Origin of the sequence: Hankyongella ginsenosidimutans (assembly GCF_005144965.1) — a bacterium.
Lineage (GTDB): Bacteria > Pseudomonadota > Alphaproteobacteria > Sphingomonadales > Sphingomonadaceae > Hankyongella > Hankyongella ginsenosidimutans.
Genome location: NZ_CP039704.1, coordinates 1924160 through 1950151 on the forward strand (window position 1 = coordinate 1924160; position 25992 = coordinate 1950151).

General features: G+C 63.5%; 30 protein-coding genes and 12 pseudogenes. 7 read left to right on the forward strand and 35 right to left on the reverse strand.

What is annotated here, in order from left to right; genetic code table 11:
• Positions 1 to 63: 63 nt before the first annotated feature.
• Positions 64 to 1028 (reverse strand): annotated as a pseudogene (gene trbB / locus E6W36_RS11275) (P-type conjugative transfer ATPase TrbB); the annotation flags it as partial.
• A 502-nt stretch (positions 1029 to 1530) separates the two neighbouring features.
• Between trbB and E6W36_RS11280 the strand changes: the two are divergent.
• Both E6W36_RS11280 and E6W36_RS11285 read left to right on the forward strand, forming a co-directional pair.
• The gene (locus E6W36_RS11280) at positions 1531 to 1902 is read left to right on the forward strand and encodes a DUF6035 family protein (protein WP_281277541.1); all 372 of its coding nucleotides are present in this window, start codon (positions 1531 to 1533) and stop codon (positions 1900 to 1902) included.
• A gap of 215 nt (positions 1903 to 2117) precedes the next feature.
• Complete coding sequence (locus tag E6W36_RS11285; protein ID WP_222872650.1) at positions 2118 to 2480, forward strand: hypothetical protein; 363 nt, start codon at positions 2118 to 2120, stop codon at positions 2478 to 2480.
• Positions 2481 to 2484: 4 nt separating this feature from the next.
• Here the strand turns inward: E6W36_RS11285 and E6W36_RS11290 are convergent.
• The 16 genes and pseudogenes from E6W36_RS11290 to E6W36_RS11355 all read right to left on the reverse strand — a co-directional run bounded on the left by E6W36_RS11290 (position 2485) and on the right by E6W36_RS11355 (position 13072).
• Positions 2485 to 2918: pseudogene (locus E6W36_RS11290) on the reverse strand (CopG family transcriptional regulator).
• A gap of 5 nt (positions 2919 to 2923) precedes the next feature.
• Positions 2924 to 4909: pseudogene (locus tag E6W36_RS11295) on the reverse strand (conjugal transfer protein TraG).
• 105 nt (positions 4910 to 5014) lie between these two features.
• Positions 5015 to 5836 (reverse strand): annotated as a pseudogene (locus tag E6W36_RS23465) (DUF3363 domain-containing protein); the annotation flags it as partial.
• 289 nt (positions 5837 to 6125) lie between these two features.
• Positions 6126 to 6233 (reverse strand): annotated as a pseudogene (locus E6W36_RS23470) (hypothetical protein); the annotation flags it as partial.
• 129 nt (positions 6234 to 6362) lie between these two features.
• Positions 6363 to 6671: a hypothetical protein gene (locus tag E6W36_RS23475; protein ID WP_425459633.1), complete on the reverse strand. Its 309-nt coding sequence runs from the start codon at positions 6669 to 6671 to the stop codon at positions 6363 to 6365.
• Positions 6672 to 6912: 241 nt separating this feature from the next.
• Positions 6913 to 7431 (reverse strand): lytic transglycosylase domain-containing protein, encoded by a 519-nt coding sequence (locus tag E6W36_RS11305; protein WP_425459634.1) that lies wholly within the window; start codon positions 7429 to 7431, stop codon positions 6913 to 6915.
• Between the two features lie 200 nt (positions 7432 to 7631).
• Positions 7632 to 8158: pseudogene (locus tag E6W36_RS11310) on the reverse strand (DUF736 domain-containing protein).
• Positions 8046 to 8591, reverse strand: coding sequence for a S26 family signal peptidase (locus E6W36_RS11315; protein ID WP_222872651.1), 546 nt, complete (start codon positions 8589 to 8591; stop codon positions 8046 to 8048). The pseudogene E6W36_RS11310 and the gene E6W36_RS11315 overlap by 113 nt, the downstream one beginning before the upstream one ends.
• Positions 8588 to 9109, reverse strand: a complete 522-nt coding sequence (locus tag E6W36_RS11320) for a DUF2840 domain-containing protein (RefSeq protein WP_222872652.1) — start codon at positions 9107 to 9109, stop codon at positions 8588 to 8590. Before E6W36_RS11320 ends, E6W36_RS11315 begins: the two co-directional genes overlap by 4 nt.
• Positions 9106 to 9357, reverse strand: coding sequence for a hypothetical protein (locus E6W36_RS11325; protein ID WP_222872653.1), 252 nt, complete (start codon positions 9355 to 9357; stop codon positions 9106 to 9108). The genes E6W36_RS11320 and E6W36_RS11325 overlap by 4 nt, the downstream gene beginning before the upstream one ends.
• Entirely contained in the window at positions 9354 to 10007 is a 654-nt protein-coding gene (gene parA / locus E6W36_RS11330) for a ParA family partition ATPase (protein WP_222872654.1), read from the reverse strand. Before parA ends, E6W36_RS11325 begins: the two co-directional genes overlap by 4 nt.
• Positions 10008 to 10293: 286 nt before the next feature.
• Positions 10294 to 11114, reverse strand: a pseudogene (locus tag E6W36_RS22155) (replication initiator protein A); the annotation flags it as partial.
• A 17-nt stretch (positions 11115 to 11131) separates the two neighbouring features.
• Complete coding sequence (locus tag E6W36_RS11340) at positions 11132 to 11410, reverse strand: helix-turn-helix transcriptional regulator (RefSeq protein ID WP_222872655.1); 279 nt, start codon at positions 11408 to 11410, stop codon at positions 11132 to 11134.
• Between the two features lie 39 nt (positions 11411 to 11449).
• Positions 11450 to 12322, reverse strand: coding sequence for a DUF2285 domain-containing protein (locus tag E6W36_RS11345; protein WP_222872656.1), 873 nt, complete (start codon positions 12320 to 12322; stop codon positions 11450 to 11452).
• Positions 12323 to 12426: 104 nt separating this feature from the next.
• Positions 12427 to 12696 (reverse strand): DNA -binding domain-containing protein, encoded by a 270-nt coding sequence (locus E6W36_RS11350; RefSeq protein WP_222872657.1) that lies wholly within the window; start codon positions 12694 to 12696, stop codon positions 12427 to 12429.
• A 121-nt stretch (positions 12697 to 12817) separates the two neighbouring features.
• On the reverse strand, positions 12818 to 13072 hold the full coding sequence (locus E6W36_RS11355; protein WP_222872658.1) for a helix-turn-helix domain-containing protein: 255 nt from the start codon (positions 13070 to 13072) through the stop codon (positions 12818 to 12820).
• A gap of 153 nt (positions 13073 to 13225) precedes the next feature.
• On the opposite strand from E6W36_RS11355, the gene E6W36_RS11360 reads away from it, so the two are divergent.
• Positions 13226 to 13444 carry a helix-turn-helix domain-containing protein gene (locus tag E6W36_RS11360; protein WP_222872659.1) on the forward strand — a complete coding sequence of 73 codons (219 nt, stop codon included), beginning with the start codon at positions 13226 to 13228 and terminating at the stop codon, positions 13442 to 13444.
• 198 nt (positions 13445 to 13642) lie between these two features.
• Here the strand turns inward: E6W36_RS11360 and E6W36_RS11365 are convergent.
• The 14 genes and pseudogenes from E6W36_RS11365 to E6W36_RS11405 form a co-directional block, all read right to left on the reverse strand.
• Positions 13643 to 14688: pseudogene (locus E6W36_RS11365) on the reverse strand (IS110 family RNA-guided transposase).
• Between the two features lie 146 nt (positions 14689 to 14834).
• Positions 14835 to 16225 (reverse strand): annotated as a pseudogene (gene chrA / locus E6W36_RS20755) (chromate efflux transporter).
• A gap of 11 nt (positions 16226 to 16236) precedes the next feature.
• Positions 16237 to 16494 carry a chromate resistance protein ChrB domain-containing protein gene (locus E6W36_RS20760; RefSeq protein WP_281277307.1) on the reverse strand — a complete coding sequence of 86 codons (258 nt, stop codon included), beginning with the start codon at positions 16492 to 16494 and terminating at the stop codon, positions 16237 to 16239.
• Positions 16495 to 16630: 136 nt separating this feature from the next.
• A pseudogene (locus E6W36_RS22160) lies at positions 16631 to 16825 on the reverse strand (chromate resistance protein ChrB domain-containing protein); the annotation flags it as partial.
• Between the two features lie 14 nt (positions 16826 to 16839).
• On the reverse strand, positions 16840 to 17052 hold the full coding sequence (locus E6W36_RS19025) for a rhodanese-like domain-containing protein (protein WP_246047582.1): 213 nt from the start codon (positions 17050 to 17052) through the stop codon (positions 16840 to 16842).
• Positions 17053 to 17205: 153 nt separating this feature from the next.
• Positions 17206 to 17376 carry a hypothetical protein gene (locus E6W36_RS11380; RefSeq protein ID WP_222874537.1) on the reverse strand — a complete coding sequence of 57 codons (171 nt, stop codon included), beginning with the start codon at positions 17374 to 17376 and terminating at the stop codon, positions 17206 to 17208.
• Complete coding sequence (locus tag E6W36_RS23480; RefSeq protein ID WP_425459635.1) at positions 17319 to 17483, reverse strand: hypothetical protein; 165 nt, start codon at positions 17481 to 17483, stop codon at positions 17319 to 17321. The genes E6W36_RS11380 and E6W36_RS23480 overlap by 58 nt, the downstream gene beginning before the upstream one ends.
• Positions 17413 to 17934 (reverse strand): HoxN/HupN/NixA family nickel/cobalt transporter, encoded by a 522-nt coding sequence (locus E6W36_RS11385; protein ID WP_246048323.1) that lies wholly within the window; start codon positions 17932 to 17934, stop codon positions 17413 to 17415. Before E6W36_RS11385 ends, E6W36_RS23480 begins: the two co-directional genes overlap by 71 nt.
• Positions 17934 to 18092, reverse strand: a complete 159-nt coding sequence (locus tag E6W36_RS23485) for a hypothetical protein (protein ID WP_222872661.1) — start codon at positions 18090 to 18092, stop codon at positions 17934 to 17936. Before E6W36_RS23485 ends, E6W36_RS11385 begins: the two co-directional genes overlap by 1 nt.
• Positions 18071 to 19564 (reverse strand): MFS transporter, encoded by a 1494-nt coding sequence (locus tag E6W36_RS23490; RefSeq protein WP_281277308.1) that lies wholly within the window; start codon positions 19562 to 19564, stop codon positions 18071 to 18073. Before E6W36_RS23490 ends, E6W36_RS23485 begins: the two co-directional genes overlap by 22 nt.
• Positions 19561 to 19725 (reverse strand): hypothetical protein, encoded by a 165-nt coding sequence (locus tag E6W36_RS20770; RefSeq protein WP_281277309.1) that lies wholly within the window; start codon positions 19723 to 19725, stop codon positions 19561 to 19563. The genes E6W36_RS23490 and E6W36_RS20770 overlap by 4 nt, the downstream gene beginning before the upstream one ends.
• A gap of 8 nt (positions 19726 to 19733) precedes the next feature.
• Entirely contained in the window at positions 19734 to 20258 is a 525-nt protein-coding gene (locus E6W36_RS20775; RefSeq protein WP_281277310.1) for a nickel/cobalt efflux transporter, read from the reverse strand.
• A gap of 269 nt (positions 20259 to 20527) precedes the next feature.
• Positions 20528 to 20968, reverse strand: a pseudogene (locus tag E6W36_RS20780) (nickel/cobalt efflux transporter); the annotation flags it as partial.
• Between the two features lie 7 nt (positions 20969 to 20975).
• Positions 20976 to 21326, reverse strand: a complete 351-nt coding sequence (locus E6W36_RS11405) for a metal-sensing transcriptional repressor (RefSeq protein WP_425459636.1) — start codon at positions 21324 to 21326, stop codon at positions 20976 to 20978.
• 86 nt (positions 21327 to 21412) lie between these two features.
• On the opposite strand from E6W36_RS11405, the gene E6W36_RS11410 reads away from it, so the two are divergent.
• The 4 genes from E6W36_RS11410 to E6W36_RS19035 all read left to right on the forward strand — a co-directional run bounded on the left by E6W36_RS11410 (position 21413) and on the right by E6W36_RS19035 (position 23159).
• Positions 21413 to 21751, forward strand: coding sequence for a hypothetical protein (locus tag E6W36_RS11410; protein ID WP_222872662.1), 339 nt, complete (start codon positions 21413 to 21415; stop codon positions 21749 to 21751).
• Between the two features lie 114 nt (positions 21752 to 21865).
• Complete coding sequence (locus E6W36_RS11415; RefSeq protein ID WP_246047584.1) at positions 21866 to 22534, forward strand: HupE/UreJ family protein; 669 nt, start codon at positions 21866 to 21868, stop codon at positions 22532 to 22534.
• A 20-nt stretch (positions 22535 to 22554) separates the two neighbouring features.
• The gene (locus E6W36_RS19030) at positions 22555 to 22806 is read left to right on the forward strand and encodes a hypothetical protein (protein WP_246047586.1); all 252 of its coding nucleotides are present in this window, start codon (positions 22555 to 22557) and stop codon (positions 22804 to 22806) included.
• 86 nt (positions 22807 to 22892) lie between these two features.
• Complete coding sequence (locus E6W36_RS19035; protein WP_246047588.1) at positions 22893 to 23159, forward strand: hypothetical protein; 267 nt, start codon at positions 22893 to 22895, stop codon at positions 23157 to 23159.
• 293 nt (positions 23160 to 23452) lie between these two features.
• Here E6W36_RS19035 and E6W36_RS11425 read toward each other — a convergent pair.
• The 4 genes and pseudogenes from E6W36_RS11425 to E6W36_RS11440 form a co-directional block, all read right to left on the reverse strand.
• Positions 23453 to 23778 (reverse strand): annotated as a pseudogene (locus E6W36_RS11425) (DUF736 domain-containing protein).
• Between the two features lie 559 nt (positions 23779 to 24337).
• On the reverse strand, positions 24338 to 24781 hold the full coding sequence (locus tag E6W36_RS11430) for a hypothetical protein (protein WP_222872664.1): 444 nt from the start codon (positions 24779 to 24781) through the stop codon (positions 24338 to 24340).
• Positions 24782 to 24920: 139 nt separating this feature from the next.
• Positions 24921 to 25088, reverse strand: coding sequence for a hypothetical protein (locus tag E6W36_RS11435; protein ID WP_167713022.1), 168 nt, complete (start codon positions 25086 to 25088; stop codon positions 24921 to 24923).
• Positions 25089 to 25433: 345 nt separating this feature from the next.
• Positions 25434 to 25925, reverse strand: coding sequence for a P-loop nucleotide/nucleoside kinase family protein (locus E6W36_RS11440; RefSeq protein ID WP_222872665.1), 492 nt, complete (start codon positions 25923 to 25925; stop codon positions 25434 to 25436).
• Positions 25926 to 25992: the final 67 nt, after the last annotated feature.

Genomic DNA, 25992 nt, shown 5'->3' on the forward strand with positions numbered 1-25992 from the left:
TTGGATCACAGGGGCTCCTTCGAGGTTGGTGCTGAGGGCGTGGGAGATGGAAGCCGCGCCGCCGTCGCCCTCCATGACGGCGGGCACGACGCGGTAATCGCCGTCCGCCGAGGCCCTCGACGCTGGCGAGTTCAGACAGGCGGCGCGCGGCACCTCGGCCGGAGAGCACGGCGACTAGGTCGATGGTTTCGGCGATCAGCGCGCGCGGGACGGTGACGACGGCTTCCTGGATGAGTTGTTCCATGCGCCGAAGCGCGCCGATGGCGCTGCCGGCGTGGATCGTGCCGACGCCGCCCGGATGGCCGGTGCCCCACGCCTTGAGCAAGTCGAGCGCTTCAGCGCCGCGCACCTCGCCGATCGGGATGCGGTCGGGGCGAAGGCGAAGCGACGAGCGCACGAGATCTGAGAGTGAGGCGACGCCATCTTTGGTCCGCATGGCGACGAGGTTGGGCGCGGCGCATTGCAGTTCGCGCGTGTCTTCGATGATGACTACGCGATCGGAGGTCTTTGCCACCTCTGCCAGCAGCGCATTTGTCAGCGTCGTTTTCCCGGTGGAGGTGCCGCCCGCGACGAGGATATTGAGCGCGACGCAACGCCTTGGCGGAGCGCCTCGGCCTGTGCGGCGGACATGATCCCGGTGACGACATAGTCGTCGAGGGTGAAGACGGCGACGGCGGGCTTGCGGATGGCAAAGGCCGGAGCCGCGACCACGGGCGGCAACAGCCCCTCGAACCGTTCCCCGTTTCCGGCAGTTCTGCCGAGACGCGCGGGCTGCCTGCATGGACCTCGGCATCGACATGGTGCGCGACCAGACGCACGATGCGCTCGCCATCGGCTGGCGACAGGCGTTCGCCGGTGTCGGACAGCCCTTCGGAGAGGCGATCGATCCAGATTCGACCGTCCGGGTTCAGCATCACCTCGACGATCGCGGCGTCTTCGAGAAGCCGGGCGATGGCAGGGCCAAGCGCTGTGCGGAGCATCCGCGCCCCGCGCGCCAGGCCTTCCGAATTGTGGTGAGAAACTGCCATCTGATCCCCGGTCTCGCCGGGGAGACATCAGACGGTCCCCGGACGGGGATGATTAAAAGAGCCCTATTTGGGGCAGGTTCAACAAGAATTCAGAGGCGTAGTAGTGTGGCGTGTAAATACAGGAGAAAGCGTAGGTCGCGGAGTTGCTATTATCTGAAATCACTAGAGGAGCGTGCCGATTCGCTGTCACGGGGAGGCTGAATGAAGGGGCGATTGCAACGAACATTGAAACGCGCCGTTCGACTCCACGACATGGCTGTGATTGCGAGCGACGACCTGCTTCAGATCGATGCCGACGGCTATCAGGAGATCAGGCGGTCCGCTACGCGGGCTCGCAACGACGGACAGGCCGCTTTCGTTTGCGACCATTGCGGTTTCCCTGTCTATGCACCGCGCGAGCCGAATACGAGGCTGCCATTCTGGCGTCACCACAAGGGGCTCCTCGCAGTTGCCCTTGGTGGACGGGCGAGCCCGGTTCAACGGATGAGGTCAGCGCATCGCAATTTCAGGGGCGCAAGAAAGTCCCCTGCATTTGCGCGTCAAAAATCTCGTGGCTGAGTTGCTCAATGCAGATCCGTTGACGGAGCCAGGATCAGTTGTCGTCGATGAATATGTTGTTTGCGGGGAGATCCGGCGCCGGCCTGATGTGCGCGCGACATATGATGGAAAGCCGATCGCCATCGAAATCCAGCTCGCGACGACGCAGATCCCGATCATAGTTGCGCGGGAAGATTTCTATCAGCGCGAAGGGCGGCATCTTATCTGGCTGACTTGGAATTTCGTGCCTGTCGAGCGGGCACACCTCCTGACGGCTTTTGAGGATATCTTCTACTCGCACAATAAAACCTGTTCTCCCTCGACGACGAAGTTGTAGCCGAGTGCCAAGCAAGGAAGGCATTTCTGGTTCGGGCCTTTTGGGAACACGGCTCAGGCTGGAACTCGAAAATCACAGCGCTCCCCGAACTTGAGTGGCGGCCATCGGGGTTGCCCTATGCGGTCGCTCCGCCGCCTCCGTGGCACATGGATTTTCGGGCACGCTGGCTTGCTGCAACGACAAATGGTGGGACGCCGTGGTCACTCAGGAGGGACTTGCTCGCTGACCTGGCGGAACGGCTCAATGAAGACGCGATTGATGCGACAGTCCTCGAAGAGGTCGACATGGGGGCGCTCCTCAATGCAATCATGTCGTTTGTTGAAGGCAAACCAGTCGGTTCAGCGCAACGAAACCTGAGCGAGGTCATCAACACATTCCTGTCGAGTGAGCGGCGCCACAGGTTCGCGCGCATCATGCGAAAAGTCATTTCGGTAACAACAGAACCTGAAATTCTCGATAAGCCAAGCGTTGTGACGAAATTTGCTCGCGCAATGGAAGATGCGCAGGATGCGCCGGACAGCATGGTCGGCAAAGCTGCGCTTCTGCTCTTCCCGAGTTGTTTCAAAAGCGAAAGCTGACCACCTAATCCGCATCGCCTTGAGGGCTGACATCCTCCGTGATCTCCTGCCTTAGCTTCGGCCCTTTGGCGAGACGCCGACCAAGCGCAGTGACGAACTGATCGTATCGCTCGCTGGCCTTGGCGCGTGCTGCCTGCGCGGCGGGTTCTGGTAACGCAGGCGTGGTCGCGAGCCAGAACTTGATGAACACGGCCAGGCTCTCCACCGCGATGCCGCTATCGCGCTCTGCCGAGTCATGCGGCGGTCGAGCTGGTCGAGGCGCTTGGCGATCACTGCTTCCCGGCGCTCGGCGGCATCCGGTGACAGGAACGACGCGATCGCAGCCTCGGCGATCATCGACTGCGACTGACCCCGGCGCGCGGCATGGTCGGCAAGCATCGTCATGATCGCGGGATCGAGATAGACCGAGACCTGGGCCTTCTTCTTGCGTGTCTCCATGACGGTCACAGCTCCATGCCGTCGTTCGGATCGAGCGAGACCTGTCGCGCCACACCCTGCATGATCCCGGTCATCCGCCTGTTGCGAGTGGCGGCGTCCTCCATCTCGTCATCGCGATCAGCATCGATCTCGAACTCGTTTTCGATGGGCGGCGTCTTCTCGACCGGCTGCACTCGATTGAGTTCCGGCTGATGGCGCCGCTCGGATTCGGTCGGGTCTTCATCCTGGGCGGCCTCGACCGGTTTCGCCTCGACGAACTGGGGACGTGGCGGAAGCGGTAACGTGGTCCAGTCGTCGGGGCCCTGCTTCGGTGTGGCGAGGGTGGGAGGCGGCAGAATGCGATCCTGAAGCGGGCGTCCTCGTAATAGCGCGCCTTCTTCGCCCGGATCGGCGGCGTGCCCGCGACCATGACGATCTCATCACTCGGCGGAAGTTGCATGATTTCGCCGGGGGTCAGCAGCGGGCGCGCCGTCTCGGAGCGGGAGGCCATCAGATGCCCCAGCCAAGGGCTGAGCCGATGGCCAGCATAGTTCCTCATCGCCTTCATCTCGGTCGCGGTGCCGAGTGCGTCCGACACGCGCTTGGCCGTGCGCTCATCGTTCGTGGCGAAGCTCACGCGGACATGGCAGTTGTCGAGGATGGAATTGTTCGCCCCGTAGGCCTTCTCGATCTGGTTCAGCGACTGCGCGATCAGGAAGCTCTTCAGCCCATAGCCCGCCATGAAGGCCAGTGCGGATTCGAAGAAGTCCAGCCGCCCCAGGGCCGGGAACTCGTCCAGCATCAGGAGCAGCCTGTGCCGTCCGGCTTTGGCCTGCAGATCCTCGGTCAGGCGGCGGCCGACCTGATTGAGGATCAGGCGGATCAACGGCTTGGTCCGGTTGATGTCGGACGGCGGCACGACGAGATAGAGCGTCGTCGGCTGCTTGGCCGTCACGATGTCGGTGATGCGCCAGTCGCAGCGGCGCGTCACTTCGGCGACGACGGGATCGCGGTAGAGGCCGAGAAAGGACATGGCGGTGGACAGCACGCCCGACCGCTCGTTGTCCGACTTGTTCAGCAGCTCGCGCGCGGCGCTGGCGATGACGGGATGCGGCCCGACCTCGCCGAGATGTGCCGTCTTCATCATGGCGGCAAGCGTCGAGTCGATCGGTCGCTTCGGATCGGAGAGGAAGGCGGCGACACCGGCCAGCGTCTTGTCTTCCTCGGCATAGAGGACATGGAGGATGGCGCCGACCAACAAGGCATGAGAGGTTTTCTCCCAATGGTTCCGCTTCTCCAGCGAACCTTCCGGGTCGACCAGGATGTCGGCGATGTTCTGGACGTCGCGCACTTCCCACTCACCCCGGCGGACTTCCAGCAGTGGATTGTAGGCCGAGGACTTCACGTTGGTCGGATCAAAGAGCAGCACGCGGCCATGCCGGGCGCGGAAGCCGGCCGTAAGCTGCCAGTTCTCGCCCTTGATGTCGTGGACGATGGCCGAACCCGGCCATGTCAGCAGCGATGGCACGACCAGGCCAACGCCCTTGCCGGAGCGCGTCGGCGCGAAGCACAGCACATGCTCCGGCCCGTCATGGCGGAGATAGTCGCGGTCAAGCTTGCCCAGCACCACGCCATCAGGGCTGAGAAGCCCGGCGGCTTTGACCTCTTCCGTCTCGGCCCAGCGAGCGGAACCATAGGTCTCGACCTTCTTGGCCTCACGCGCCCGCCAGACCGACATGCCGATGGCGACGCCCACAGCGATGAAGCCGCCTGATGCAGCGATGAATGCGCCTTGGGTGAAAATCTCCGGCGCATAGGCATCGTAGAAGTACCACCACCAGAAGAAGGCGGGCGGCAGGTAGAAGGGGAAACCCAAGACCGTAAACCACGGCGGCCCGAGTTGCGCCTGGAAGCCTAGCTTCCACGCGACATATTCGGTGGCCCCAGGTGGCGGCGAGAACGATCAGGAAGACAGTGAGGATCTGACCCCAGAGGATTTTGGTGGCCGACATGGCGACGGTCCTTTCTTGGGAATGAAGGGTTAGAGGCCGAGCCCCTTTGCGGCCAAAACTCCAGTCGATGCCGCCATCGTCGCGGGCGACGCCGGAGACATGGCGGCCGAGCTGCTTTTCGAGCGAGGGCGTCCAGGGCACGAGCTGGAAGCCAAGCCCGTCGTCGATCATGGCGAAGCGGCCGGAGGCGAGCGTGAGGCGCTGACGATAGGTGCCGGCGACATATTCGCCGCTGCCTGACCGGTTGAAGGGCTGGCCGATCTCGGTGGCGAGCTTGTCGCCAGTCGCCTCCAGTTCCCGGCGGCGCAGCGTGTCGATCAGGTTGCGGCCGAAACTGATGTGCTGGCCCTGCCGTTCGGCAAGGCCCTGTTCCACCAAATGCTCGGCACGGGCGGACATCGCTTGCCGCACCTCGGCGCCGAAGCCGCCCTCGGAGAGAGCGACCGGCTCGCGGGCGATGTTCTGCCGATCGAGCCAGGTGGCGCCTGACGCCGTGACCTGAGCATCAACGTCGAGATCGGAGCGCACGGCGAGCGCGACGCGGCGCTGGCCACGCGCGTCATCGAACTTTCTGAGCTCGACGATCGAACCCGGCGCGCTGTCACCGGCCGCATCGATGGCGGGCAGCTTGATATGATGGGTGCGCCCGTCCACGCCATCCACCACGGCGTAGGCCGTCCCGTTCAGCTCGTCATCGAGACCACGTTCGACCAGCCGCCCGACGACGGGCAGGTCGAGGCTTTCCGCCGCCAGGACATAGTTGGTGGAGCCGCGGTCGATACCGCGCTCCGTCAGCGCCTTGTGCATCCGCTTGATGATGTCGCCACGCTCGCCCAGCTCGCGCAGCGTCTTCTCGGCTTCCGGCTTGATGAACCATTGCGCGTTGCCGACCTGGCTGGCGAGACCGAGGGTTTCCAGCTTCCGCAGGCGCGACCTTCAAGGCGTGGAACTCGTCGGGCTGCCGGCCCGAAACCGGCGCGAGGTCGATGATGCCGGTATCGCGCCCGTCGCGGACAAGCTGACGGTCGAGCCGGGTCCAGCGTTCGGTTTCGATCTGCCGCTCGAGGGTACGACGAATGTCGAGATCGGTGCGTGGCCCCAATTCCTGAGTGATGAGATCGCGCGCCCGGTCGCGCATCCCTTCCTTGATGTAGTCGCGCGCGATGACGAGGTCCTGGCCGTCGTCACGAACGCCACGGACGATCAGATGGACATGCGGATGCTCGGTGTTCCAGTGATCGACCGCTACCCAGTCGAGCCGGGTGTCGAGATCCTTTTCTATTCTAGCCACGAGATCGCGGGTGAAGGATTTGAGATCGGCCATTTCCAGCCCGTCGTCGGGCGAGACGATGAAGCGGAAATGATGTCGGTCGTCCTGGCAGCGCTCGGCAAAGACGCCGGCATCCGCATTCTCGGTTTCCGGACCAAACAGGCGGGCTTTCTCCGTCGCGAGTTACGCCCTCCCGGCGCAGATAGTTGAGGTGCTGCGCCAGCGGTGCGGTCCGGCCGAATGGCGCACGACGCGCGCCTTGATGACGGCACCGCGCGAGCGCGAGGTGATGAGGCGGTTGGCCTGGATGCTGGCGCGCTGACCATGCCCGAAGCGCGAGCGGTTGCCGGGCACGATACGACCCGAGCGCGACACGCCGCCGCCGGCCTTCTTCGCCGCTGCCAGCGCCTGTGCGATGAAGGGCTTGGCCCGCTGCGCACCGGAGGAGCGGATGCGGCCGGGCCGGACACGGAATTCGCGCTCATCGGGCATGGCGCGGCTCTGCGATGTGCGAAAGCTCGTGGAGATACAGTGGTTTGGGCCTGCGGCACACATTGCCGCTGAAGACCGCAAGGTGCGGAACCTTCAAGAAAATCCAGCAAAACAACCAACCGACCGAAGCGCAATGTGCGCCCTTTATCCTGCCATCGGTCGGTCGTTTCGCCTGTCCTCCACATCTGCGCACGCTGGAACACGCCGGAACTCGCCATCGTGCGATCGGGAACCGAAGCGCTCATTGCACCGTCCCTTTCGTGGTACGGGCGACGAACAGGCCATTCGACTGCGGCGCGATGGCGGAAACATCGCGCACGATGGGCGGTGTGGGGCCGTCGTTCGATGGATGCTCGGTCGGCACAGGATCGGTGTCCGGCTTGCTCGTCTGCTGTGCGATGAAGAGCGGCGCACGGGTCCAGGCGAGCGGATCAGCCGCCGCGACCGTGACGGGGTTTGACGCATCACCCCGATCGATTTCTGGCGCGACGGAGGCGACATAGGCGCGCGTTTCCGCCGGCAGAGGACGACCTTGCAGCGACGCTTCATAGCGACGGGGACCGGCGTTGTAGGCGGCGATCCAGCCGGGCGTCCCGTAACGGTCGAAGAGCAATCGGATGTACGCCGCGCCGGCGATGATATTGTCGTGGGGATCATAAGGATCGTTGCCGAGGCGATGCCGGACACGGATCTCCGCCCAGGTGTCCGGCATGAGCTGCATCAGCCCCATCGCGCCCTTGGGCGAGAGCGCGCGGATCACCGTTGCTCTCGGCGCGCAGCACCGCCCTGATCCATGCGGCCGGGAGCTCGAAGCGTTGCGCCGCCTCGGCGATGTGATCGGCATAGGGATCGCGCGGCGAAGGCCGGGCGATCGGCGCCGTCTTTGCGTGGACAACGGCGGGCGCGATACCAACGATGGACAGGCCGGAAAGGAGAAGCAGGACGGTGCTGCGCATGGCGTCAGTCTCTTCCGTCGAGCTTGGCCGGACGGTTCCAGTGCAGCGACCAGTCCTTTCCGGTTTCGTCGTTGCGGAACAGATTGGCGCGGATCGGTTGGACGAAGCCCGGATCGTCGAACTGGATCGCGATATAATCGCCGGCCTTTTCGCCGGTGCGCTTCCACCCGGCGCCGATCTCCGCGCCCGGCTCGCCGGTCTCGCTGTCGACGATGTGGACGCGATACTGCGGGCGTTCTCGGTCTCCGACGGTTCGGCCGCGACGATGAGGACATCCTGGGCCAGCGTCAGCGTGGTCAGATGTCCGATGAAGCCCGCTTCGTCGCGGGTGAATGTGCCGATCTGTGGCATGGTAAGTTCCTTGGCGGTGGCGTTGAATGAACCATCGGCGAGCACCGCTCCCGCCGATGGGAAGCGATCAGCGTGTGGCCGCACGCCAAACGAAATGACCGTCGCCTTCTTCGTCGGTGTAGAGCGGCGTCGCCTTGCCGATGACGGTGCGCGCCGCGATCGGACCGAAGTAGCGGCCATCGAGACTGTCCGGCGCGTCCGGGTTCATCACGAAGATGTCGCTGTTCGCGATGCGTCGGCAGCCCTGCCAGATAGGCAGCTCGCGGCCGCGCTTATCGCGATCAAGCGCATCGCCGAACGGCACGGCATCGACGGTGACGGCGTTGCCCGTGCGGCAGACAGTCTGCCCAGCCAGCGCGGCGACATGCTTCATCAGCGGCACGCCGCGCCCGATGTAGCGGCGCTCGATCATGAAATCGGCGAGCGGCTTTTCCGGTATGAAGGCGACCAAATCGCCGATTTTCAGATCGCCTGCAGGCTCCAGCTCATAGAGCCCGATCGGCACGCTGGCCGAGGCGTTCCAGACGAGACGTGGCGATGTTGGAACAAAGGACGCGGCAGCGAAGCCCATCACGGAAAAATACGTCACCATGACGTAGCCGAAGCGGGTCATCGCTCGCACTCCCGCCGCTTGAGCCACGCTTGATGGCGATCCATCGTGTAAGCGCGTGGTTCGTGGCCTGCGCTCATGCGGTTGGCTACGTGCCGCCAGTGATCGGGAGCAACGTCGCAGGCGTCGATGTCGGCCGCTTCCACCGCGTCGATGTGGCGGAGCACTTGTTCGACCTTCGGCCAGCCTTCGATCTTCAGGAGGATGTCGCCGCCGGGGCGCACGAAAGGCAGCGTCTGATAGGCTTCGCCCGGTTCGACGGCGCGAACGATGTCAATGCGGGAGATGACCGTGCCGAAGTCGTTGGAAGCCCAGCGCACGAGGGCGAAGATGCTCCGCGGCCGGAAAGAGAGAACGCGCCTGCGGCGATCGAGAATCTCTTTGTGCGCCTCGCGGCCGAACCTGATCCAGTTCTCAATTCTCTTCTCGATCCAGGTCAGTTCGACGTGGGTGAAATCGTCTGCCGCGCGGCCGCGCGGAGCGGCGACGCGGCGCACGGCGGCATCCGTGGCGCGGTTCATGAGGGGTCTCCTGGGTTCGGTGGGAATTCGCGCGCCAGCAATTCGCGCAAGGCTTCGGCGACCGTGACGCCGCGCCGAAACGCGGCGACCTTGATCCGGCCACGAAGGTCCGGCGTCACATCGATGGTGAGGCGCGCGCTGAACGCGCCAGCTTCGTTGGATCGAGGCGCGGCATCCGCTGCCTTGACCCAGTGTTCGGGATCTGCTGGCCGGGCGGCGAATCCGCGTCGGGTGGGACGCTCGCTCATCGCGCGGTCCTCCCGATGCGAAGCCGGTCGATCTCGTCGGCCAGCGCTGTGATCTCGCGCGCGGCGGGCGTGTCGTCGTCGAGTTCGGCGACAAGCCGCCCGGACTGCGCGGCGGCTGCAAAGCCGATGCGTTGCCCGATGGCGCTTACGAGCGCTGGCGGATCGTGATCGGCGAGCATTCCGGCTGTCTCGCGCGCCATCACCGTGCGCGAGGCGCAGCGGTTGAGCACGAACCGGGCGACCAATTCCGGCCGATAGATGCGCGCCTCGGTGACGAGCGACAGCATCTCGGCGGAGGCCCAGCCATCGAGGGGCGATGGCTGCACCGGGATCAGCACCAGGTCGGCGGCAAGGAGCGCCGAACGCATCAGGCTGGCGACACGGGGCGGCCCGTCGATCACGACGTAGTCCGCGTCTTGCGCGAGGTCTGGGGCTTCGCGATGCAGCGTGTCGCGCGCCAGGCCGATTACCCCGAACAGGCGCGGCAAGCCCTCGCGGCTGCGTTGCTGCGACCAGTCGAGCGCCGAGCCCTGCGGGTCAGCGTCGATCAGCGTGACGCGTCGTCCTTGCCGAGCCCATTCACCGGCGAGGTTCAGAGCGAGCGTCGTTTTGCCGACGCCGCCCTTCTGATTGAGAAACGCCACGATCATCGCGCGCCTCCCGAACCGGGATCGGGAGTTTCACGGGCGCCGCGTTCTCGTCCCTCTTACCGGTTGGTCCGAGGGCCGATGGCTCCTTGAGGGGAGTCCTCCACATCGCGCGCGCGCTCCAAAAGTTAGATTCTGAGTTAGAGTCTAAGTTAGGAGCGCGAATTTCGGTTTTGGCGCCGTGGGTTAAGCCCTGTTTCGGTTCCCGACGGCACGAGGGGTCGGTTCCTGATGGCACGCGCCCTCGGGTTCCTGATGGCACGACGCTATTCACAGGATATCCACAGGCCGGTGCAGGCTCGAACGCGAGCAGCATCCGTCCGCCGACTTCGATTTCGAGGAAGAGCGTGTAGCCGGGCAGCGGCTGACGACGGATGATGTCGCGCAGCTCGAAGGCGAAACGCTTGAAGGGCGAGAGCGCGCCCGATTTCAGGTGCAGGTGACGAAAGTCGAAGCGCCAGCCGTTGCGCTGGCGGCCGCCATGTTTGCGCACCAGGCGATAGAGCCAGCGGTCGAGCCCGCCCGTCAGATCGAAATAGGCGCGATCGATGGTCAGCACGAGCGCGTTGTCGAGCACGGCCTGGTAGAACCAGTCGGGCACGATCAGCTCGATGCCGTCGGGTCGGCCGCCGCGATCGGTGCGCTCCTTCCACTCGTTGATCCATGAAAAGCGGTGCCGATGGCCCTCGGTGGGTTGGCGTATCGAGGTGCAGATCGTCGTCGCTTGAAGGCGGTCGAGCGCCGCCTTCAGGCGCTGATAGTCGCGCAAGGACGTGCCGCGCCCGATGAACCTCAAGATTTCATAGGAGTGGCGACCATGAGGCGCGAGGTGCGAAGCCCCGCGTCACGCGCCTCGACGATCTGGCTCGCCGCCCAGATCAGAATATCTGCGTCCCATATGGTCGCCATGCCGTGATCGGGTACGGCCTCAACGCGGATAGAAACGCCGCCAGCGACGAAATGGATCGGCGCCACGCGATGCGTTTTGGACAAGGAAAAGAACGGATAGGCCATGAGATCCTGCGCATCTCTTGGCGCGAACTCGCCGGGGAGCGCTCGGAACAGATCGAGCTGTCCGCGCTCCAGTGAGGGCCGATGTCGCGCCGCCATTGGGAAGCCGCCTGCGATCAGCGCGCGTATCGAACTTGTGGCGCGGCGGGCGACGTCTGGCGTTTCGCCGGCAGCACGCTCCCACGCGGATCGGAAGTGGACGTCACGGCGCCGCGCTCTGCCCATGCCTGGAGATCGTCGACGGCATAGACGACCCGTCCGCCGAGCTTCTTGTAAGCCGGCCCGGTTCCGTAGGTGCGGTGCTTTTCGAGGGTGCGGGCGGACAGGCTGAGGAATTCGGCGGCTTCCTTGGTGCGGAGGAAGCGCGGCGGCAAAACGGCGAGATCGGGTCGCATGGATCGGCCTTTCGTGGGGTTGCTGGCAACCGCTGGGGTTCAGCGGCGGATGGCGACCACGATGGCGAAGAGAAGCCGGCGAGTTGCAGGGCGAAGTTGGGGATCTAAAATCCCACACCGGTGAGACCGATCGGCTCGATTACGTTCGGCGGCGATGACGAAGCAATTTGCGATAACCGCCAGCGATGAGGAGCGCGCATCACGGAGCAGCGACATCACGGCATGTCGGTTCGACGACGCCTGCCATTCGTCGCGACTGAGGTCGCCGGCGCCAAAGATGACCCGTGCGATCTCTTGCTGGGTCGCGCCGTCGCGATGAGCATCGAACGCGCGAAGCATTTTCCGCTGGCGCGCAAGTTGCTGCCGGGTGAGCCGCGTATCAGATGGAATGGCGCGGCCGTGAAGCATTGCGAGCAGTCGGAGCAAGGCTTCTACCCGATCAAAACCTTCCAGACCCAAAGGGATCACGGCGGCAAGCGGCGCATCAGCGTGCGTTGCGGCCGTGAGAAGGAATTGAACGCGTTGCACTGGATCATCGCCCCGCAACAAGCCGTTGCCCCTGTCGTCGGTTCTGAGAATGCCGTCGAACGTGGTTTGAGACCCGCCGTCTGGTGGCGGCATTTCGCTCGGAGCCTTTGCGAGCAGGACGACGCTGGTGTCGAGACCCGCTTCCCAGAAAATGTTTGCCGCAGGTACATCGAGGAGCGGGCTAACCGGGAAATCGCAACCCCATCGCTGGCGGATTTGATCCGACAGCGTGTCAGCGGTGGCAGAGTTTCTGGACCAGGCTTCAAAGTCCAGATCATAGTGTTCGTTACGCCGAAGCCATTCCCAGGCGATATTGGATGCGGACGAACCCTCGACGTGATCGTAATAGGCCGAGGATCGCCAACGCGATGCGTCCGGCGTCATCACAGTCCTCCCCATGTGCAAGCGTTTGTCGGGGAGGACAAAGATTCCGGATGAGTTGTTGGGCGGAAGCCTGAGTCTTGGCAGCGCGTGATGCCGTGGCGGCATCACCTGGGCGTGGCTTGCTGACTTTCCCGGGCGAGTTCGCGGTAGCCGTGCTCGGTCATCCAGCGGGCGCGCGCAAGATGCGCATCGTGCATGTGACGGCTGCCTGTAGGGTCGAGATCAGGGTCGAGGCCGAACAGAATCTGAACAACCTCGCGCCAATCCGCGCCGTCGCGCGCGGAATCGAGCAGGCGCAGATAAAGGACCATATGCTCGCGGTCATACGCGGTGAGTGTTTCGCCCGCCGGTGGCTCGCTCAGAATCTGCGCCATCGTTAGTCCCCGACGTACCTTATGCGCCAACCCACAACCTGTTAACCAAATTGTATGTTGTCATTGATTCATGACACCTGTCGCACGGAGCGGACCGTGTAAGCGCGCCCGTTTCGAACGACTAGAACGACGATTTTGGGTCGTTTCGTTCATGGAGCAGCAGCACGCCTTCACCTTTCTCGGTCGCCAGAAGAACGATTCCCGCTGCCTCGAGCGCCCGGCGGACCTGATCGCGCGTCGTCTCGTAGACCTCGAGTCCGTTTTCGGATTCGAGGCGCTTGAGCGCGGTCAGCGATGTCCGGGCCTTGTCAGCGAGCGTCTCCTGCGTCCAACCCAGCAACGCGCGCGCGGCCCGCGATTGTCGGGCGGTGATCATGCATGATCACCTCCCACCGCAACCTACGCGCATTCCAGAACTACGACTTCTCTATTCGGGCCGTGCCGCTAGCACGACCTTATCGCGCCTCAAGCGTCATTTACATACTATAGTTGATAAACTTAAAGTGTGTAAATTGCCAACGCTTTGCGCATGGATATGCGCAAACTGGTCGGCCGGAACTTCGCCCGCCTGCGTCGGGAGAAGGGCCTGACCCAGGAGGAGGTGGAGGCGCGTTCCGGGCTCAGCCAACAATACCTCAGCAGCCTTGAGCGCGGCCGGCGAAACCCGACCGTCATCACTTTGTACGAGATCGCCCAAGCACTCGGCGTGAGCCACGTCGACCTGGTTAAGCCAGACGACAACGCCTGATCGACACCTCCGCGAGGATCATGCTTCTCTTCGAGGTCGGCACGAGGCCGCCACAGGATGGGATCAGAGGAGCCGGCGGAGCAATCTAAAATGCGGCTTCGCGTTGGACAGACCGACGCGGCCAAGTCGTATTTGCGAACTCGCCGTCCCTCGTCCCCTCGCGGGAGATGTCTCGGCCGGTTGATCGCCGGCCGATTCCTATACTGGCGGTGCTTCGGCTTCGGGCCGCTTACCCCAGTCGAACTCTGTGCCATCGATCCATATGCGATGGAGGATGACGGCGATCCGACGCGCGAGTGCGACGATTGCCTTCTTGTGTCCGCGCCGCCGCGACACCTGTGCAGCCAAGCCTTCAGCGCCGACCATCGCTTTACTCGGGTCAGCAGAACTTGCGCAGCCTCGTAGAGGGCGCTTCGCATCATTGCGTCGCCCCATCGTGAAATGCGACCCGTGCGGTCGACTTCGCCTGACTGCTGCTTGCGCGGCGTTAGGCCGAAGTGGGCTCCGACAGTTCGCGATCTCGAGAAGCGAGATGGAACGTCGACGGTTGCCCTGAATGTCAGCGCGACAAGCGGACCGACGCCAGGAACGGTCATGAAGCGGCGCGTGACCTCGTCTTCGCGTGCGAGCCGGACAAGCATGTCATCAAGGCGGCCGAACTGCTCGCGCAGTGATCGTCTCGCTACGAGCAATGCGTCGGCAACGATGTGGAGATCACTGCCGGCTATCAGATCTCGGACACGCGTCTCGAAGTCGCGGGCCGTTACCTTGCCAAGGTGATAGCCGTAGTTGCGGATAAGGCCGCGAATTTCATTTTCCACATCCTGGAGTTTATTCCGCAGGAGTTGCCGCGCCGTGAGCACGGTGCGCAGTCGCTGGCTGATCGGTGTTTTGACGTGCACCGGCTTGTACAATCCAACACGCATCATCTGCGCGATGCCACGCGCATCGTGCCGGTCAGTTTTGTTGAGTTGTGCGGAGAGCGCCGCCTTCATGTGCCTCGTCTCGACGCAGATCACAGGAATGTTGGCCTCAGCCAAACGCCCGTAGATGTGTTGAGAGAGCATCCCCGCCTCAAGGCCAACGCGGATAATTGGAAATGGCAAAGACAGTATGTGCTGTGCGATCTCTTCGGGGTCGGAGGAGAGCTTTCGTTCATGAGCAATGCGTCCGTCGGAATCGACGGCGCACAGATTGATGGTGCGGGCCGAGACATCGAGCCCAAGGTAATGGCTTTGAGACATGCCGAATCCTGCGAATCAAGAACCGGCATTTCTCATAACCAATCTTCAGCCCAATTTGTAAACTACGACCAATATAGTCGTCCTCTCCAATTGTTAGGAACTCGCGGCTCGGTTCTTACTGGCGAAGACCGTCCGTTCTGTCGATATCAGTAGGGAATGAGGCTAATGCCGGCACCAAAGACCGCGCATGCGGCGAGCGTCGGAAGCATGCCGAGCTTGAACCGCAGCATCGCGATCATTGCAGCAGCCGCGAGTATGGCCGCCCGCCAGTCGATTGAGCCGAGCACTGGCACATCCGGCCCGATGCCAAGGATGTCGAGTGTTTGGACCTGACGAAAGATGACGTGCAGCGCAAACCAGAGCGCGAGGTTCATGACCACACCGACCACGGAAGCGGTGATGGCCGATAGCGCTGCCGAGATCGCCTTGTTACCGCGGAGGGCCTCGACATAGGGCGCTCCGAGAAAGATCCATAGGAAGCAAGGCGCGAAAGTCACCCACGTGGTGAGCAGCGCGCCGAGGCAACCAGCCAGAAGCGGGTCGAGCGCGCCTGGCGCCGATAGGCCGCCAGGAAGCCGACAAACTGTAGCACCATGATGAGGGGCCAGGTGTCGTCTCGGCCAAGCCGAGGCCGTCGGCCATCTCACCAGGCGCGAGCCAGCCAAAGGTGTCGACGGCGGCCTGCGCGACGTAGGCGAGAACGGCATAGGCGCCCAAAGGTAACGACCGCCATGGTGCTGAAGAACGCGCCGATCTGCGTCCAGACGCTCGAAGAGCCGGTGAGCAGCCAAAGAAGTAGCACGGGTCCCAGCCAGATTGGCACCCATAGTGCCAGCACGCGAGCGACGCGCCCCCAGGGATCGGCATGGGCGAGCTGGCCACGCTCGAACATTCGGTCGATCACACCCTTGAAGTCGGGCGTTGTCCCTTTGTTGGCATGGCCGCCGGCCGCGAAGAGCTGCGGCGCGCGGCGGCTGCCAACCCAGCCGATTACGCCGGCGACCAGGATGATGATCGGGAACGGAACACGGAAGACATAAATGCCGATGAAAGCGGCGACAGCGATGCCAACCATGATGCGATTTTTCAGGGCGCGCCTACCGATCCGCAGAACGGCTTCGACGACGACAGCGAGCACGGCGGCCTTCACGCCGAAGAACACCGCCTCGATCAGCGGCACGTGGCGGTAGAATGCATAAAGAATGCTGAGACCCAGCATCACAAATGCGCCCGGCAAGACGAACAGGATGCCGGCGATAAGGCCTCCCATGGTCCGGTGCATCAGCCAGCCGATATAGGTGGCGAGTTGCTGCGCCTCCGGACCCGGCAGCAGCATGCAGTAGTTGAGCGCGTGCAGAAAACGTTGCTCGCCGATCCAGCGCCGCTCCTCGACCAACTCCTTGTGCATCAGGGCTATCTGGCCGGCGGGGCCGCCGAAGCTGAGCAATCCGATGCGCAGCCAGACGCGGGTCGCCTCGGCCAGAGTGGGAACGGCAGGTTCGCCGGACGCGGTGTCCGTCGTAAGAGTAATCGACATCGCCGCCTCCCTCACGCCGGCTTCTGGCTGGAAGGCCAGTTGTGCGTCTCTTCGGTCGCATCTCGGCACCAGCGATAGAACGCGTCATAGAGGAGCAGGCCCGCATCGAGCTGTTCGAGGTCTTCCCGGAACATGCGAGAAAGCCCGAGTGACGCGGCCAGGAAGCCCGCCGCCTGAGGCACCAGATTGAGCTGCGCGGTATCGGCGGCGCGAACGATCGTCGCCAATCGGTCCAGAGGAGCGGACGAAAGACCGAACTCGTCGATCATCGTATCGAAGGTACATTTCTCGCCGCGGTGGCTCCAAAGACATCGTCGATGTCGAAGGGCGTGGCAGCGAAGCGCTTGCGACCGCCACCACCTCGGTGGCGGCGACGAAGAGGAAGACGGCATTCGGATCGATGAAGCGACGGATGAGCCATGGGCAGGCGATGCGGTCGACCTTGGGGCGGGCGCGCGTCACCCACACGGTACGCCCCAAGGCGTCACGGGTCGGCAGCTTGTCCGGCTTGACGAGAAGCCCGCCCGAGGTACGCCAAACTTCGAAGCCTCCTTCGAGGGTTTCGGCGCGGACGCCTTCGTGAAGAAGCCAGGCTGTCACGCCCTGACTGAGTTTCAGGCCCTTTGGCAGACCACCACGACATCGCGGCCCGCGAACGTCTTTGCCCAGGTAGCCACGTCGAGTGCATCGCGCTGCGCGGCTCCGGGCAGGAATCGCGGATCGGCGGAAACATCCTCGGCAGTCCGGACATCAATGATGGCCGGAGCAGTCGGCAGACCGATCAGACGGGCGAGTTGAGACGAAGTGATTTCGGTATTCGACGGCATGAGCGTCCATCCCTTTGATTTTGGGAGCTTGGACGCGATCTTTGGGCTGCCGCCTCACGGGGTAGTCGCGAATAACCCCTTACTCACAGACTAGCCGCAAGTGGCTGAAAGCGCAAGGGTTCGTCTCCGAACGTAGAGGGCCAAGCCCAAAGATCACTTCAGGATCAGTTCGCGGACCGCAACCAGCGTAAGCAGTAAACCGGCGGAGGCCTCGATCGCCCGTGACGTCTTATCAAGCAGGGCGGCCCGGCTTTCTATCAGATGGATCATGCTTTGACGGAACAAGACTGTGGCGGCCGCGACGATTGAAAGCGTGATGGCCACGCCAGCATCATCACGCCGGCGAAAGCGACACCGGCTTCAGGAACGCCGCGCGAGAGCGCGAAGGTCATCACGAAAAGCGTCAGCGGACAAGGAATGAGGCCCGCCATGAAGCCGACCGCCAGCCCTTCGCCATGGTCGTGGGTATGCTGCCTTTTTGAAGGCTCGATAGAGCATCCAAAGCCCAATGACGCCGAGAAGTCCGCGGCTCACATCCTCAAGCACGGGCGCACGACCGGGATTGACGAAGGAAGAGAAGGATACGAGCGGCAGTGCGAGAAGGACGATCAGCACCGACATGGTGACGTGGGTGAAGGACAGCACCAGCGAGACGGCCAGGCCGCGCAGCAGGCCGAGCGGCGAACCTGCCAGGTAGGTCGCCAGGATCATCTTGCTGTGGCCCGGGGTGAGCGCATGCGCCGCGCCGAACAGGATGCCCATCGGAAGATAGACGAGAAAGGCGCCCCATCCGCCGCCGGCGGCGAACGCTTTGATGTGATCAGCAAAGGCGAGGTAGATGTCTCGTTGGAAGCCGACGATATCCTGTAGAAAGCCCGCCATCACACCACGCTCAAGGTTGCAGCCGTCAGCACGAGATAGCGCCCGACCTTGGCGAAAGTGACGAGAGCGAGAAAAGTCAGGAATGGTTCCCGCAACAGACCGGCAACGAGCGTGAGAGGATCGCCGATGATCGGCTTCAGCTCAGCAGCAACGACCACTTTCCATGCCGTCGATAGCAGCGCTGTGCGCGCTCCAGCTTCGCGTCGCTGGCCGGAAACCAGGGCCGGTCCCGGAACCGCTCGATTCCCCGCCCGAGCAGCCAGTTGATCACCGATCCGAGCACATTGCCGATGCTCGCCACCGCGATGAGCAGCCACGGCGAATAGTCCGCGAGCAGTAGGCCCACCAGAGCTGCTTCAGACTGCATCGGCAGGATGGTCGCAGCGGCGAGCGCGGCAAGGAACAGGCCAGCATAGACGACGAGATCGCCCATCATCCAGCAGCGGCCGGCCGCAGCGCAGGGGAATGCCTCATGCCGAGCGCGGCCATTCTGGATGGTGGCTGTCAATGACGTAGGCGTGAACATGGCGATGCCCCCACTCACGTTCGTCGTACCTGAGAGATGCGGATGATCCGGGTCGAGCGTGTCGTGGGTGTGCTCGATCTCGTCAGGATCGTGCGCTGGCCATAGTCGCGTTGCGATGAAAACGGCGGCAGCGGCGACCAGGCCAAGAACCGCGAATGTGATCGGCAAGCCCGCTTTGGCGCCGAGCCAACCGGCGACTGGATAAGTGATCAGCCAGCAAGCATGCGAAAGCGCGAACTGAGCGGCGAACAGCGCCGGCCGGTCCTCGGGCTGCGAGGATCGCCGCAGCAGCCGTCCCGACGGAGTCTGCGCCAGCGAATAGCCGAGCCCGAGTACGAACCAGAGCGGCAGCAGGAGGGCGTAGCTCGGTAGCGCGATGCCGACGAACAGTCCCGCGACCAGAATGGCGGCGCCGGCGAGCATGGCACGGCGATCGGGCATGTCGTCGAGCAGGCGCGGCAGCAGCAGCGCCGCGAGCATCGAGCCGCCGCCGAAGGCGGCCAGCGCGAGCGCTGTCGCGCGCTGGCTGAGGCCGAACTCTGCCTGCACCAGCACGACGGTGTTGACGATCACCATGGCGCTCGCCGCGGCGACAGCAAGATTGAGAGCAAGTAACCCGCGCAGGCGCGGCGTTGCGAGATAGATGCGCAGTCCGCGTGTGGTGCGGTCATAGATGCCGCGGCGCTCGGTCGCTTTCGGGCTGGGCAGCACGACCGAGACCACCAGGGCGGCGGAGGCAAGGAAGCCGACCACCGTGCCGGCGAACAGGCTGTGGAAGCTGATGACGGTGAGCAGCGCCGCAGCCAGCATCGGGCTGACGACGCTTTCGAGATCATAGGCGAGCCGTGAGAGCGAAAGCGCCCGCGTGTATTCCTTCTCCTCCGGCAATACGTCGGGAATGGTCGCCTGAAAGGTCGGCGTGAAGCCGGCCGAAGCCGATTGCAGTACGAAGATCAGCGCATAGACCTGCCAGACCTCGGTCACGAAGGGCAGCAGCACCGCCACGGCAGCGCGGACGAGATCGAGCGCAACCAGCATGGTGCGGCGCGGCAGGCGCTCGGCAAAGGCGGCTGCGACCGGCGCAACGCCGACATAGGCGATCATCTTGATGGCGAGCGCCGTGCCAAGGACAGCTCCAGCATCGGCGCCGCGAGATCATAGGCAAGCAGGCCGAGAGCGACCGTCGCCAATCCCGTTCCGATCAGGGCGATGACCTGGGCGAGAAAGAGATGGCGATAGGTGCGGTTGGCGAGAACACTCAGCATGACACACCTCAGCCAGCGACGGTTCCGGCTTGGGCCGCGAGACCGGCCCAACCGTGATAGCCGACATAAAGGCCGACGAGGATGATGAGGACGCTGGAGAAATAGGGAGCTCGGCGTGCGAAGGTCGAGAACCACGACCAGCGCTTGGTTGCGTGGCGGACGCTCAGGGCTGCGGCGGCGCCGACCGTCACGAGGGTGATGGCAAGGCCGATGGAGAAGCACAGCACAAGGGCGAAGCCGAGGGTGAACTCCTTGAGCTGAAGGCAGAGCAGCAGCACGGTGATTGCGGCCGGGCACGGAATGAGACCGCCCGTCAGGCCGAACATGATGATCTGCCAGGTGGTGACATTGCGGTCGGCGAATTGCCGGCGGATGTCGTTGGCATGCGCCAGCTCGTGGGCGTCCTGATAGCCGTCGGTCGCGACCTGCAGTCCGCGCAATTCCTCGTGCATATGGTCGTGGCCGTGCCCTTCGACGAAGGACAGATCGTAGTCATGGCTATGGCCGCCGTGGCCGAGGCTGATCCGCGCCATGAACTCGTGCGGCTCGGGAATTTCGTCGACGGACTCGAGATAGCCCCGCGATCAGCGAAGGTGAACGACTGGCGCGCGCCGTCCGGCCGCTCGGTGACGGCGGTCACGTCGCCGGCCGACCAGACATGGCCGCGCTCGGTGCGGATGCGCCAGCGTGGCGGCACACCGTCTTCGAACACCTCCACCGCGATGACGCCGTGGCCAGTATCGATGCGGCGGACGTCCTCTCCGTGGCTATGCCCATGGGGAAGATGGCTGTGGCCGTGATCATCGTCATGCGAGTGGCTATGAACGTGATCGTGCCCATGATCATGGTGATGATCATGTCCGTGAGCGTGACCGCCGGCAGCCGCTTTTGCCCGCCGCTGGTCTTCCCAAGTGCGCCAGAGCATCCACAGCGCGATGCCGATGATGATGGCGGCGGAGGCGAGCTGGAAATACGGCTCGAAGGTCTCGGCATCGACGCCTTGCCACAGATACATGCCGCCAAGCGCGATGCCCCACACGACGAGGGTATGCGACACCGTCGCCGCCAGTCCGAGCAGCACCGCCTGCGTCACGGTTCCGCGGACGGCGACGATGAACGCTGCCATCATCGTCTTGGAATGGCCCGGCTCGAGACCATGCAACGCGCCGAGCAGGATCGCGCTCGGGATGAACAGCCAGGCGTGGCTGGAACTCTGTTGGATCAATTCGGCGAAGGACGGCATCAGGTTCTCACAGGTACTTGGTAATTTCCTTGAATTCGTCGATCGAGCGGCGCTGGTCACGCGCCAGCGGGCCGACGACGTCTTCAAGGCAATGGTCGAGGTGGTCCTGGATCAGCGTCCGCTTGGCCTGACAGACCGCCTTCTCGACCGCATGAAGCTGCTGGGCGATATCGAGGCACGGCCGGCCGGCCTCGATCATCTCGATGATGCTCTTGAGATGGCCATCGGCGCGCTTCAGCCGCTTGACGATCTCAGGATGGGTTTCGTGGACGTGTGCTTGTTCGCTCATGGGCTTGATTCCTATCCCCTGCAGGGGATAAGACAATATCGATTCGAACGCCGTCTCGGTCGCCGACAATCTTTCGTTAAGATTTGAGAGAATAATCGTTAAGCATGCCGAACTGGGTCCACAGCACAGCGTTTCGCCTCGTCATCGCCTTCGCGATGGCGCTCGGCATGCTGTTGTCGCCGATCGGTACTTCCACCTCGCACAATCCGGTCGCGCTCGCGGCGGCCGAAGCGGCCCGCCACGCCGAATTGGCGGCTCAGATCGAGGCGCATGGCCACAGCCATGATGACGGCGAGGCAGACGAGCGGAGTCCCGGCCATTCCCATGGCCACAATCCGGCCGATCACAGCCACGAGACGGCAAGCACATTGCCGGACTTCACGCAGCCGGTGCCACCAATAGGCCGGCGCTGGCTGGATTATCCGCCTTCCGTCGCCGCTCTCGAAACCCTTTTCCGGCTTGAGCGCCCTCCGAGACCGATCCTCCTCGCATGATCGCGGCCGCATTTGCGGCCACCCTCAACGACGAAGATTGGAACTCTCATGCAAGGACCCTTCTACGAGGGCCCGCCGCGTGCGCCTTGCGCGCGCTGGCGGCTCGCCCTTCCCATGCTTGTCGCCCTCCTGACGCTGCCGCTTCTTGGCGGCGCGGCCTTCGCCCATGCCGTGGCCGAAGGCGACAAGGGCTACATCCAGGAAATCACCGGCATCAATCTGCTGCCCTTCATCTATCTCGGTGCCAAGCACATGGTGACGGGATACGATCATATCCTCTTCCTGTTCGGCGTGATCTTCTTCCTCTACCGGATGAAGCACATCGGCATCTATGTGAGTCTGTTCGCGCTCGGACATTCCACAACGATGCTGCTCGGCGTCTATTTCAACGTCGGCATCAACAGCTACATCATCGATGCCATCATCGGCCTGTCGGTCGTCTACAAGGCGCTCGACAATATGGGCGCCTTCCAGCGCTGGCTGGGCTTCCAGCCGAGCACGAAGATCGCGACACTGATCTTCGGCTTCTTCCATGGTTTCGGCCTGTCGACCAAGATCATCGAGTACAATATCTCGCCCGATGGTCTGGTGCCGAACCTCCTTGCCTTCAATGTCGGCGTGGAAATCGGCCAGCTCCTGGCGCTCGCCGCCATTCTTATCGTCATGGGCTATTGGCGCCGCACTCCGAGCTTCTGGCGCCACGCCTACACCGCCAACGTCGTCATGATGACCGCCGGGTTCGTGCTGATCGGGTATCAGCTCACCGGCTGGGTTGTCTCCTGAGCTCTCTGAAAGGACCATTCATGTACAACACCGATATCCCGACACGCGCCGAACTGCCGACCTCCGCCCAGCTCCTGCGCTCCACAGTCATCGCGATTGTCGCGGCGGCCGCCATACTCGTCACCATCGTGCTCCCGGCAGAATATGCTATCGACCCGACCGGCGTCGGACGCGCGCTCGGACTCGCTGAAATGGGGAGATCAAGGCCCAGCTTGCGGAAGAGGCTGAACGTGACCGTGCCGCCGGGGAACAGAGTGGAATCCCTGCCGTGATGCCCTCATCCGATCAACGCTCCAGCCTTATCGATCGGATCTTCGCCGAGTTGGTGGTCGGATCGGCCGCTGCGCAAACCACAGCCGTGGCAGCGCGCAGCGACGAGATGACGATCACGCTGAAACCTGGCGAGGGCACTGAGGTCAAGCTGGTGATGAACCGCGGCGCTCGCGTGAACTTCAACTGGACCGTCACGGGCGGCGTCGTGAATTTCGACCTTCATGGTGACGGTGGCGGCCAGCAGACCAGCTATGAAAGGGGCGCGCGGTGCCCGGCGCTGAAGGGGTGCTCGAAGCCGCCTTCGACGGCAACCACGGCTGGTTCTGGCGGAACCGAGGTCGCGCCGATGTGACGGTAACGTTGCGCACCACTGGCGACTACGCTGAGATTAAGCGAGCGCTCTAGTCCAGCACCAAGTGTTGCAATTGGACAAACAATAGCAGAGGGGCCCGCCCCACCAGCGGGCTTCTTCAAGCTGGAGCTTTCAGAAGAAGAGCCCGAATACCCCATCTATAATAGTCGTTCTAGGGCCAAGGCCAGCTTTAAGGCTCTCCGTGGTGGTAGCTTGCGTCTATCTGGCGCGAACTGATTCGGTCGCCTTGTAGGCCGAGGCCCCGGCCTCTCGGCCGGGGCCTCGCGCGAAGCTCATTCGCCGCGCCGCCCGTTGGGGCGGGACCAGATGAGGGAGAAGGTGTCGCCTTCCTCGTCGTCGAAGAGGTTGGCGTAGATCGGGGCGTTGAAGCTCGGATCGTCGAGCTTGAGGCCCAGATAGTCGCGGCCCTCGTTGGAGCGCTTGGACCAGGCGGCGCCGATCTCGGCGCGGCCGACCAGGACCCGATGGCTGGGGCGTTCTCGCCGGTGGCGCGCTGGTCAGGGACAATGCGCACGTTCTTGGCCTGGACGCTGAGGGTGACGATTTCGCCGGTGAACTCGTTCGAGCCGGTCTTCTTGAAGGTGCCGATGGTCGCCATTGTAAGTCTCCGTTTTCCGTTCCCGAGCCCGCACCATTGCGGCCTCGATGGCGATCGGTTGGCCGGAGGCGATCAACGGCGCACCCCGAAGGGGCCTGACAGCTAAGGAGGGCTTTCTTGTCTCGCGAGGAATGACGGCGCAGCCGGCAGGGGAAGAAAGTTTGACGCGGCTGTTGCGGCATAGGCGATCGAGGCGCAGCCGTCCTTCGGCCAGATCAAGCCATTGAAGAGGCCGTTTGGAGCGGTCGAGGCACGGTCAGACAACGGAGAAGATGGCGGCCGTCCCGCATCGGCAAACCGGCGTCACCGGACGCTCACCGGCTTCGTCTCCTTCCGGTAGGCCTACGTTGCCGCATTCCGACCTTCCACCGCCCTCCGGGAAATCGCCGCGCCAGCGTCCGGTGCGCCGCAGAGACATGATTCTGCCTGGGCTGCACTCCAACGACGATCGTCTTTCCGGGGCCGAGCGTCGATCCGCGCCCCCATCGCAACAGTATGAGACGACGGGGAACGCGACAGCCACTCGCTATTCTGATCCTCCTTACGGCGATGACGACGATCAGGCCTGCGCAAGATCCCGGCCGGACGGGCTCGGGGCCGTCGCCATTCCCGCGACCCGCACGAAGGCGGTGATGCCGACCGCAACCGCGCCGATGACGGAGAACGTGATCTGCCATGCGTCGGAGGGCATGAGGTGCTTCACGATGCCATGGGTCGCATGGAAGCCGGCGATGGCCGCCGGCGCGACGAAAGCGGCGGCCACGATCAGCTTCAGCCACATGGGCCGAGCGAAGGTGATAAGCAGATGTCTTGCCGCGAGCGTGACGGCGGCTGCGACGGCGCCGACCAGGATGGCGCCGGGTATGCCGGCTCCGGTGCCTTGCGCCCAGACGCCTGCGGTCACGGCGACGAACGCTGGCAGCGCGAAGACGGCCAGCGTGAACAGCAGCCAGCAGAGCAAGCCGATCGCTGCGAGGGATGCAAACATTGCGAGGATGATCATGGTGGTGGCCTCCGTAAGGACAAGGTCTGACGGTCGCGCCTTCCACCACCACCACGGCGCATCCGAAGTATAGCGCAGGAGCAACGATGCCGGGAGCGGAAATCGTCGGTGATTTCCGCGCGGGCGACCGGGGCCTCGGTTAAGGGGCGAAGGGATCGATCTCATGGACGATAGCGGCGATGTCGCCGTCATATTCGCTGGCGGGCGTGACCGACAGCGTGCCGTCGCCAGCCTGGAAGATGATGATGGCGGCCATCAGCGTAGTGGCGAGGCTGAAGGCGAAGGCGTGGGCGTCGTTGAGGGACATCGATCCGGCTCCTGTTCGAGCGGAGGACCATCCCCGCTGACAGGCCCGATGAGTTCGGCCGATGGCCGCAATCACCGCGAAGGTGAAACCGTGAGCGACGGCACGCGCAGCGTAGTCCGACCCTTTACGGGTTGATGGCGTCAGGCCATCGGCTGGACCAAAGGATCAGCGCCAATGGACGCGGGGTGGTACCTGCCGAGTGGAGGAGCCGCCAAGTCCCACGCCGTCGATGATGGTGGAACCTCGCCTCTCGTCATGAGAAACCGCTCGTTAGGCGCTATGACGATGGAGGCATGGCGGCGCCTGGACTTGCCGATGCTTCGCCAGACCTACGCGGATCGGACATCATTCGCGATGCAATATCACCTCGAAACCTTCGTCGACCGAGGGAGGAACGAAGTGACTGGTAAAGAGATCGAAGTCCTCTTCGCTGACGTTGAATTCGTGCTCGCCACTCGTATTTCTGCACTGGAGGCGGGCTTTGCACACCTCGTCCGATACATCTAGATAGTGGAGCTGATGCCTGCACCCCGCGCTCTCGAACAGGCTGCGCATCCATCCTCGAGTGGCTGGGGTGTTCGCCGGGAAGTCGAGCACGACCGATACCCCGCCGCGCAGTAGATCGATCAGGTGCGGGGTCATGGCTTCGCGCAGCCGTCTCGCGTTGCGAACATAGTCGGCCAAGCTGTTTTGTTCGCCGGGATAGAGGCGGGCAAGCCAATGATCTTCCCGCACGGCGACCGCGTGCGGCTGCTTGCTCAATTCTGTGGTGAGAGTTGATTTTCCTGCGGCTATCTTGCCGCATACGAGATGCAGCGTCGGTTCGTTCGATGACATGACTTAGACCTTGGAAGACGCCAACGGCGTCATGAAGTTCACAAGCGGAGAGACCCGACCCGATGTA

Coding starts and splice junctions, on each gene's coding strand:
- E6W36_RS11440 (WP_222872665.1), bottom strand. CDS start 25,925: ATGTCATCGAACGAACCGACGCTGCATCTCGTATGCGGCAAGATAGCC.
- E6W36_RS11320 (WP_222872652.1), bottom strand. CDS start 9,109: ATGAACCGCGCCACGGATGCCGCCGTGCGCCGCGTCGCCGCTCCGCGC.
- E6W36_RS11340 (WP_222872655.1), bottom strand. CDS start 11,410: ATGCGACCCGATCTCGCCGTTTTGCCGCCGCGCTTCCTCCGCACCAAG.
- E6W36_RS23490 (WP_281277308.1), bottom strand. CDS start 19,564: ATGATCGCCTATGTCGGCGTTGCGCCGGTCGCAGCCGCCTTTGCCGAG.
- E6W36_RS11410 (WP_222872662.1), top strand. CDS start 21,413: ATGGCGCTCGGCATGCTGTTGTCGCCGATCGGTACTTCCACCTCGCAC.
- E6W36_RS11385 (WP_246048323.1), bottom strand. CDS start 17,934: ATGGCGGGCTTTCTACAGGATATCGTCGGCTTCCAACGAGACATCTAC.
- E6W36_RS11430 (WP_222872664.1), bottom strand. CDS start 24,781: ATGATCATCCTCGCAATGTTTGCATCCCTCGCAGCGATCGGCTTGCTC.
- E6W36_RS20760 (WP_281277307.1), bottom strand. CDS start 16,494: ATGATCGACGAGTTCGGTCTTTCGTCCGCTCCTCTGGACCGATTGGCG.
- E6W36_RS19030 (WP_246047586.1), top strand. CDS start 22,555: ATGTACAACACCGATATCCCGACACGCGCCGAACTGCCGACCTCCGCC.
- E6W36_RS20770 (WP_281277309.1), bottom strand. CDS start 19,725: ATGCTGAGTGTTCTCGCCAACCGCACCTATCGCCATCTCTTTCTCGCC.
- parA (WP_222872654.1), bottom strand. CDS start 10,007: ATGATCGTGGCGTTTCTCAATCAGAAGGGCGGCGTCGGCAAAACGACG.
- E6W36_RS11350 (WP_222872657.1), bottom strand. CDS start 12,696: ATGGCGCAGATTCTGAGCGAGCCACCGGCGGGCGAAACACTCACCGCG.
- E6W36_RS20775 (WP_281277310.1), bottom strand. CDS start 20,258: ATGGCGCGGATCAGCCTCGGCCACGGCGGCCATAGCCATGACTACGAT.
- E6W36_RS11345 (WP_222872656.1), bottom strand. CDS start 12,322: ATGACGCCGGACGCATCGCGTTGGCGATCCTCGGCCTATTACGATCAC.
- E6W36_RS23480 (WP_425459635.1), bottom strand. CDS start 17,483: ATGGCGGGCCTCATTCCTTGTCCGCTGACGCTTTTCGTGATGACCTTC.
- E6W36_RS11435 (WP_167713022.1), bottom strand. CDS start 25,088: ATGTCCCTCAACGACGCCCACGCCTTCGCCTTCAGCCTCGCCACTACG.
- E6W36_RS23475 (WP_425459633.1), bottom strand. CDS start 6,671: ATGCCCGATGAGCGCGAATTCCGTGTCCGGCCCGGCCGCATCCGCTCC.
- E6W36_RS11315 (WP_222872651.1), bottom strand. CDS start 8,591: ATGACCCGCTTCGGCTACGTCATGGTGACGTATTTTTCCGTGATGGGC.
- E6W36_RS11325 (WP_222872653.1), bottom strand. CDS start 9,357: ATGAGCGAGCGTCCCACCCGACGCGGATTCGCCGCCCGGCCAGCAGAT.
- E6W36_RS11355 (WP_222872658.1), bottom strand. CDS start 13,072: ATGATCACCGCCCGACAATCGCGGGCCGCGCGCGCGTTGCTGGGTTGG.
- E6W36_RS11415 (WP_246047584.1), top strand. CDS start 21,866: ATGCTTGTCGCCCTCCTGACGCTGCCGCTTCTTGGCGGCGCGGCCTTC.
- E6W36_RS11360 (WP_222872659.1), top strand. CDS start 13,226: ATGGATATGCGCAAACTGGTCGGCCGGAACTTCGCCCGCCTGCGTCGG.
- E6W36_RS19025 (WP_246047582.1), bottom strand. CDS start 17,052: ATGCCGTCGAATACCGAAATCACTTCGTCTCAACTCGCCCGTCTGATC.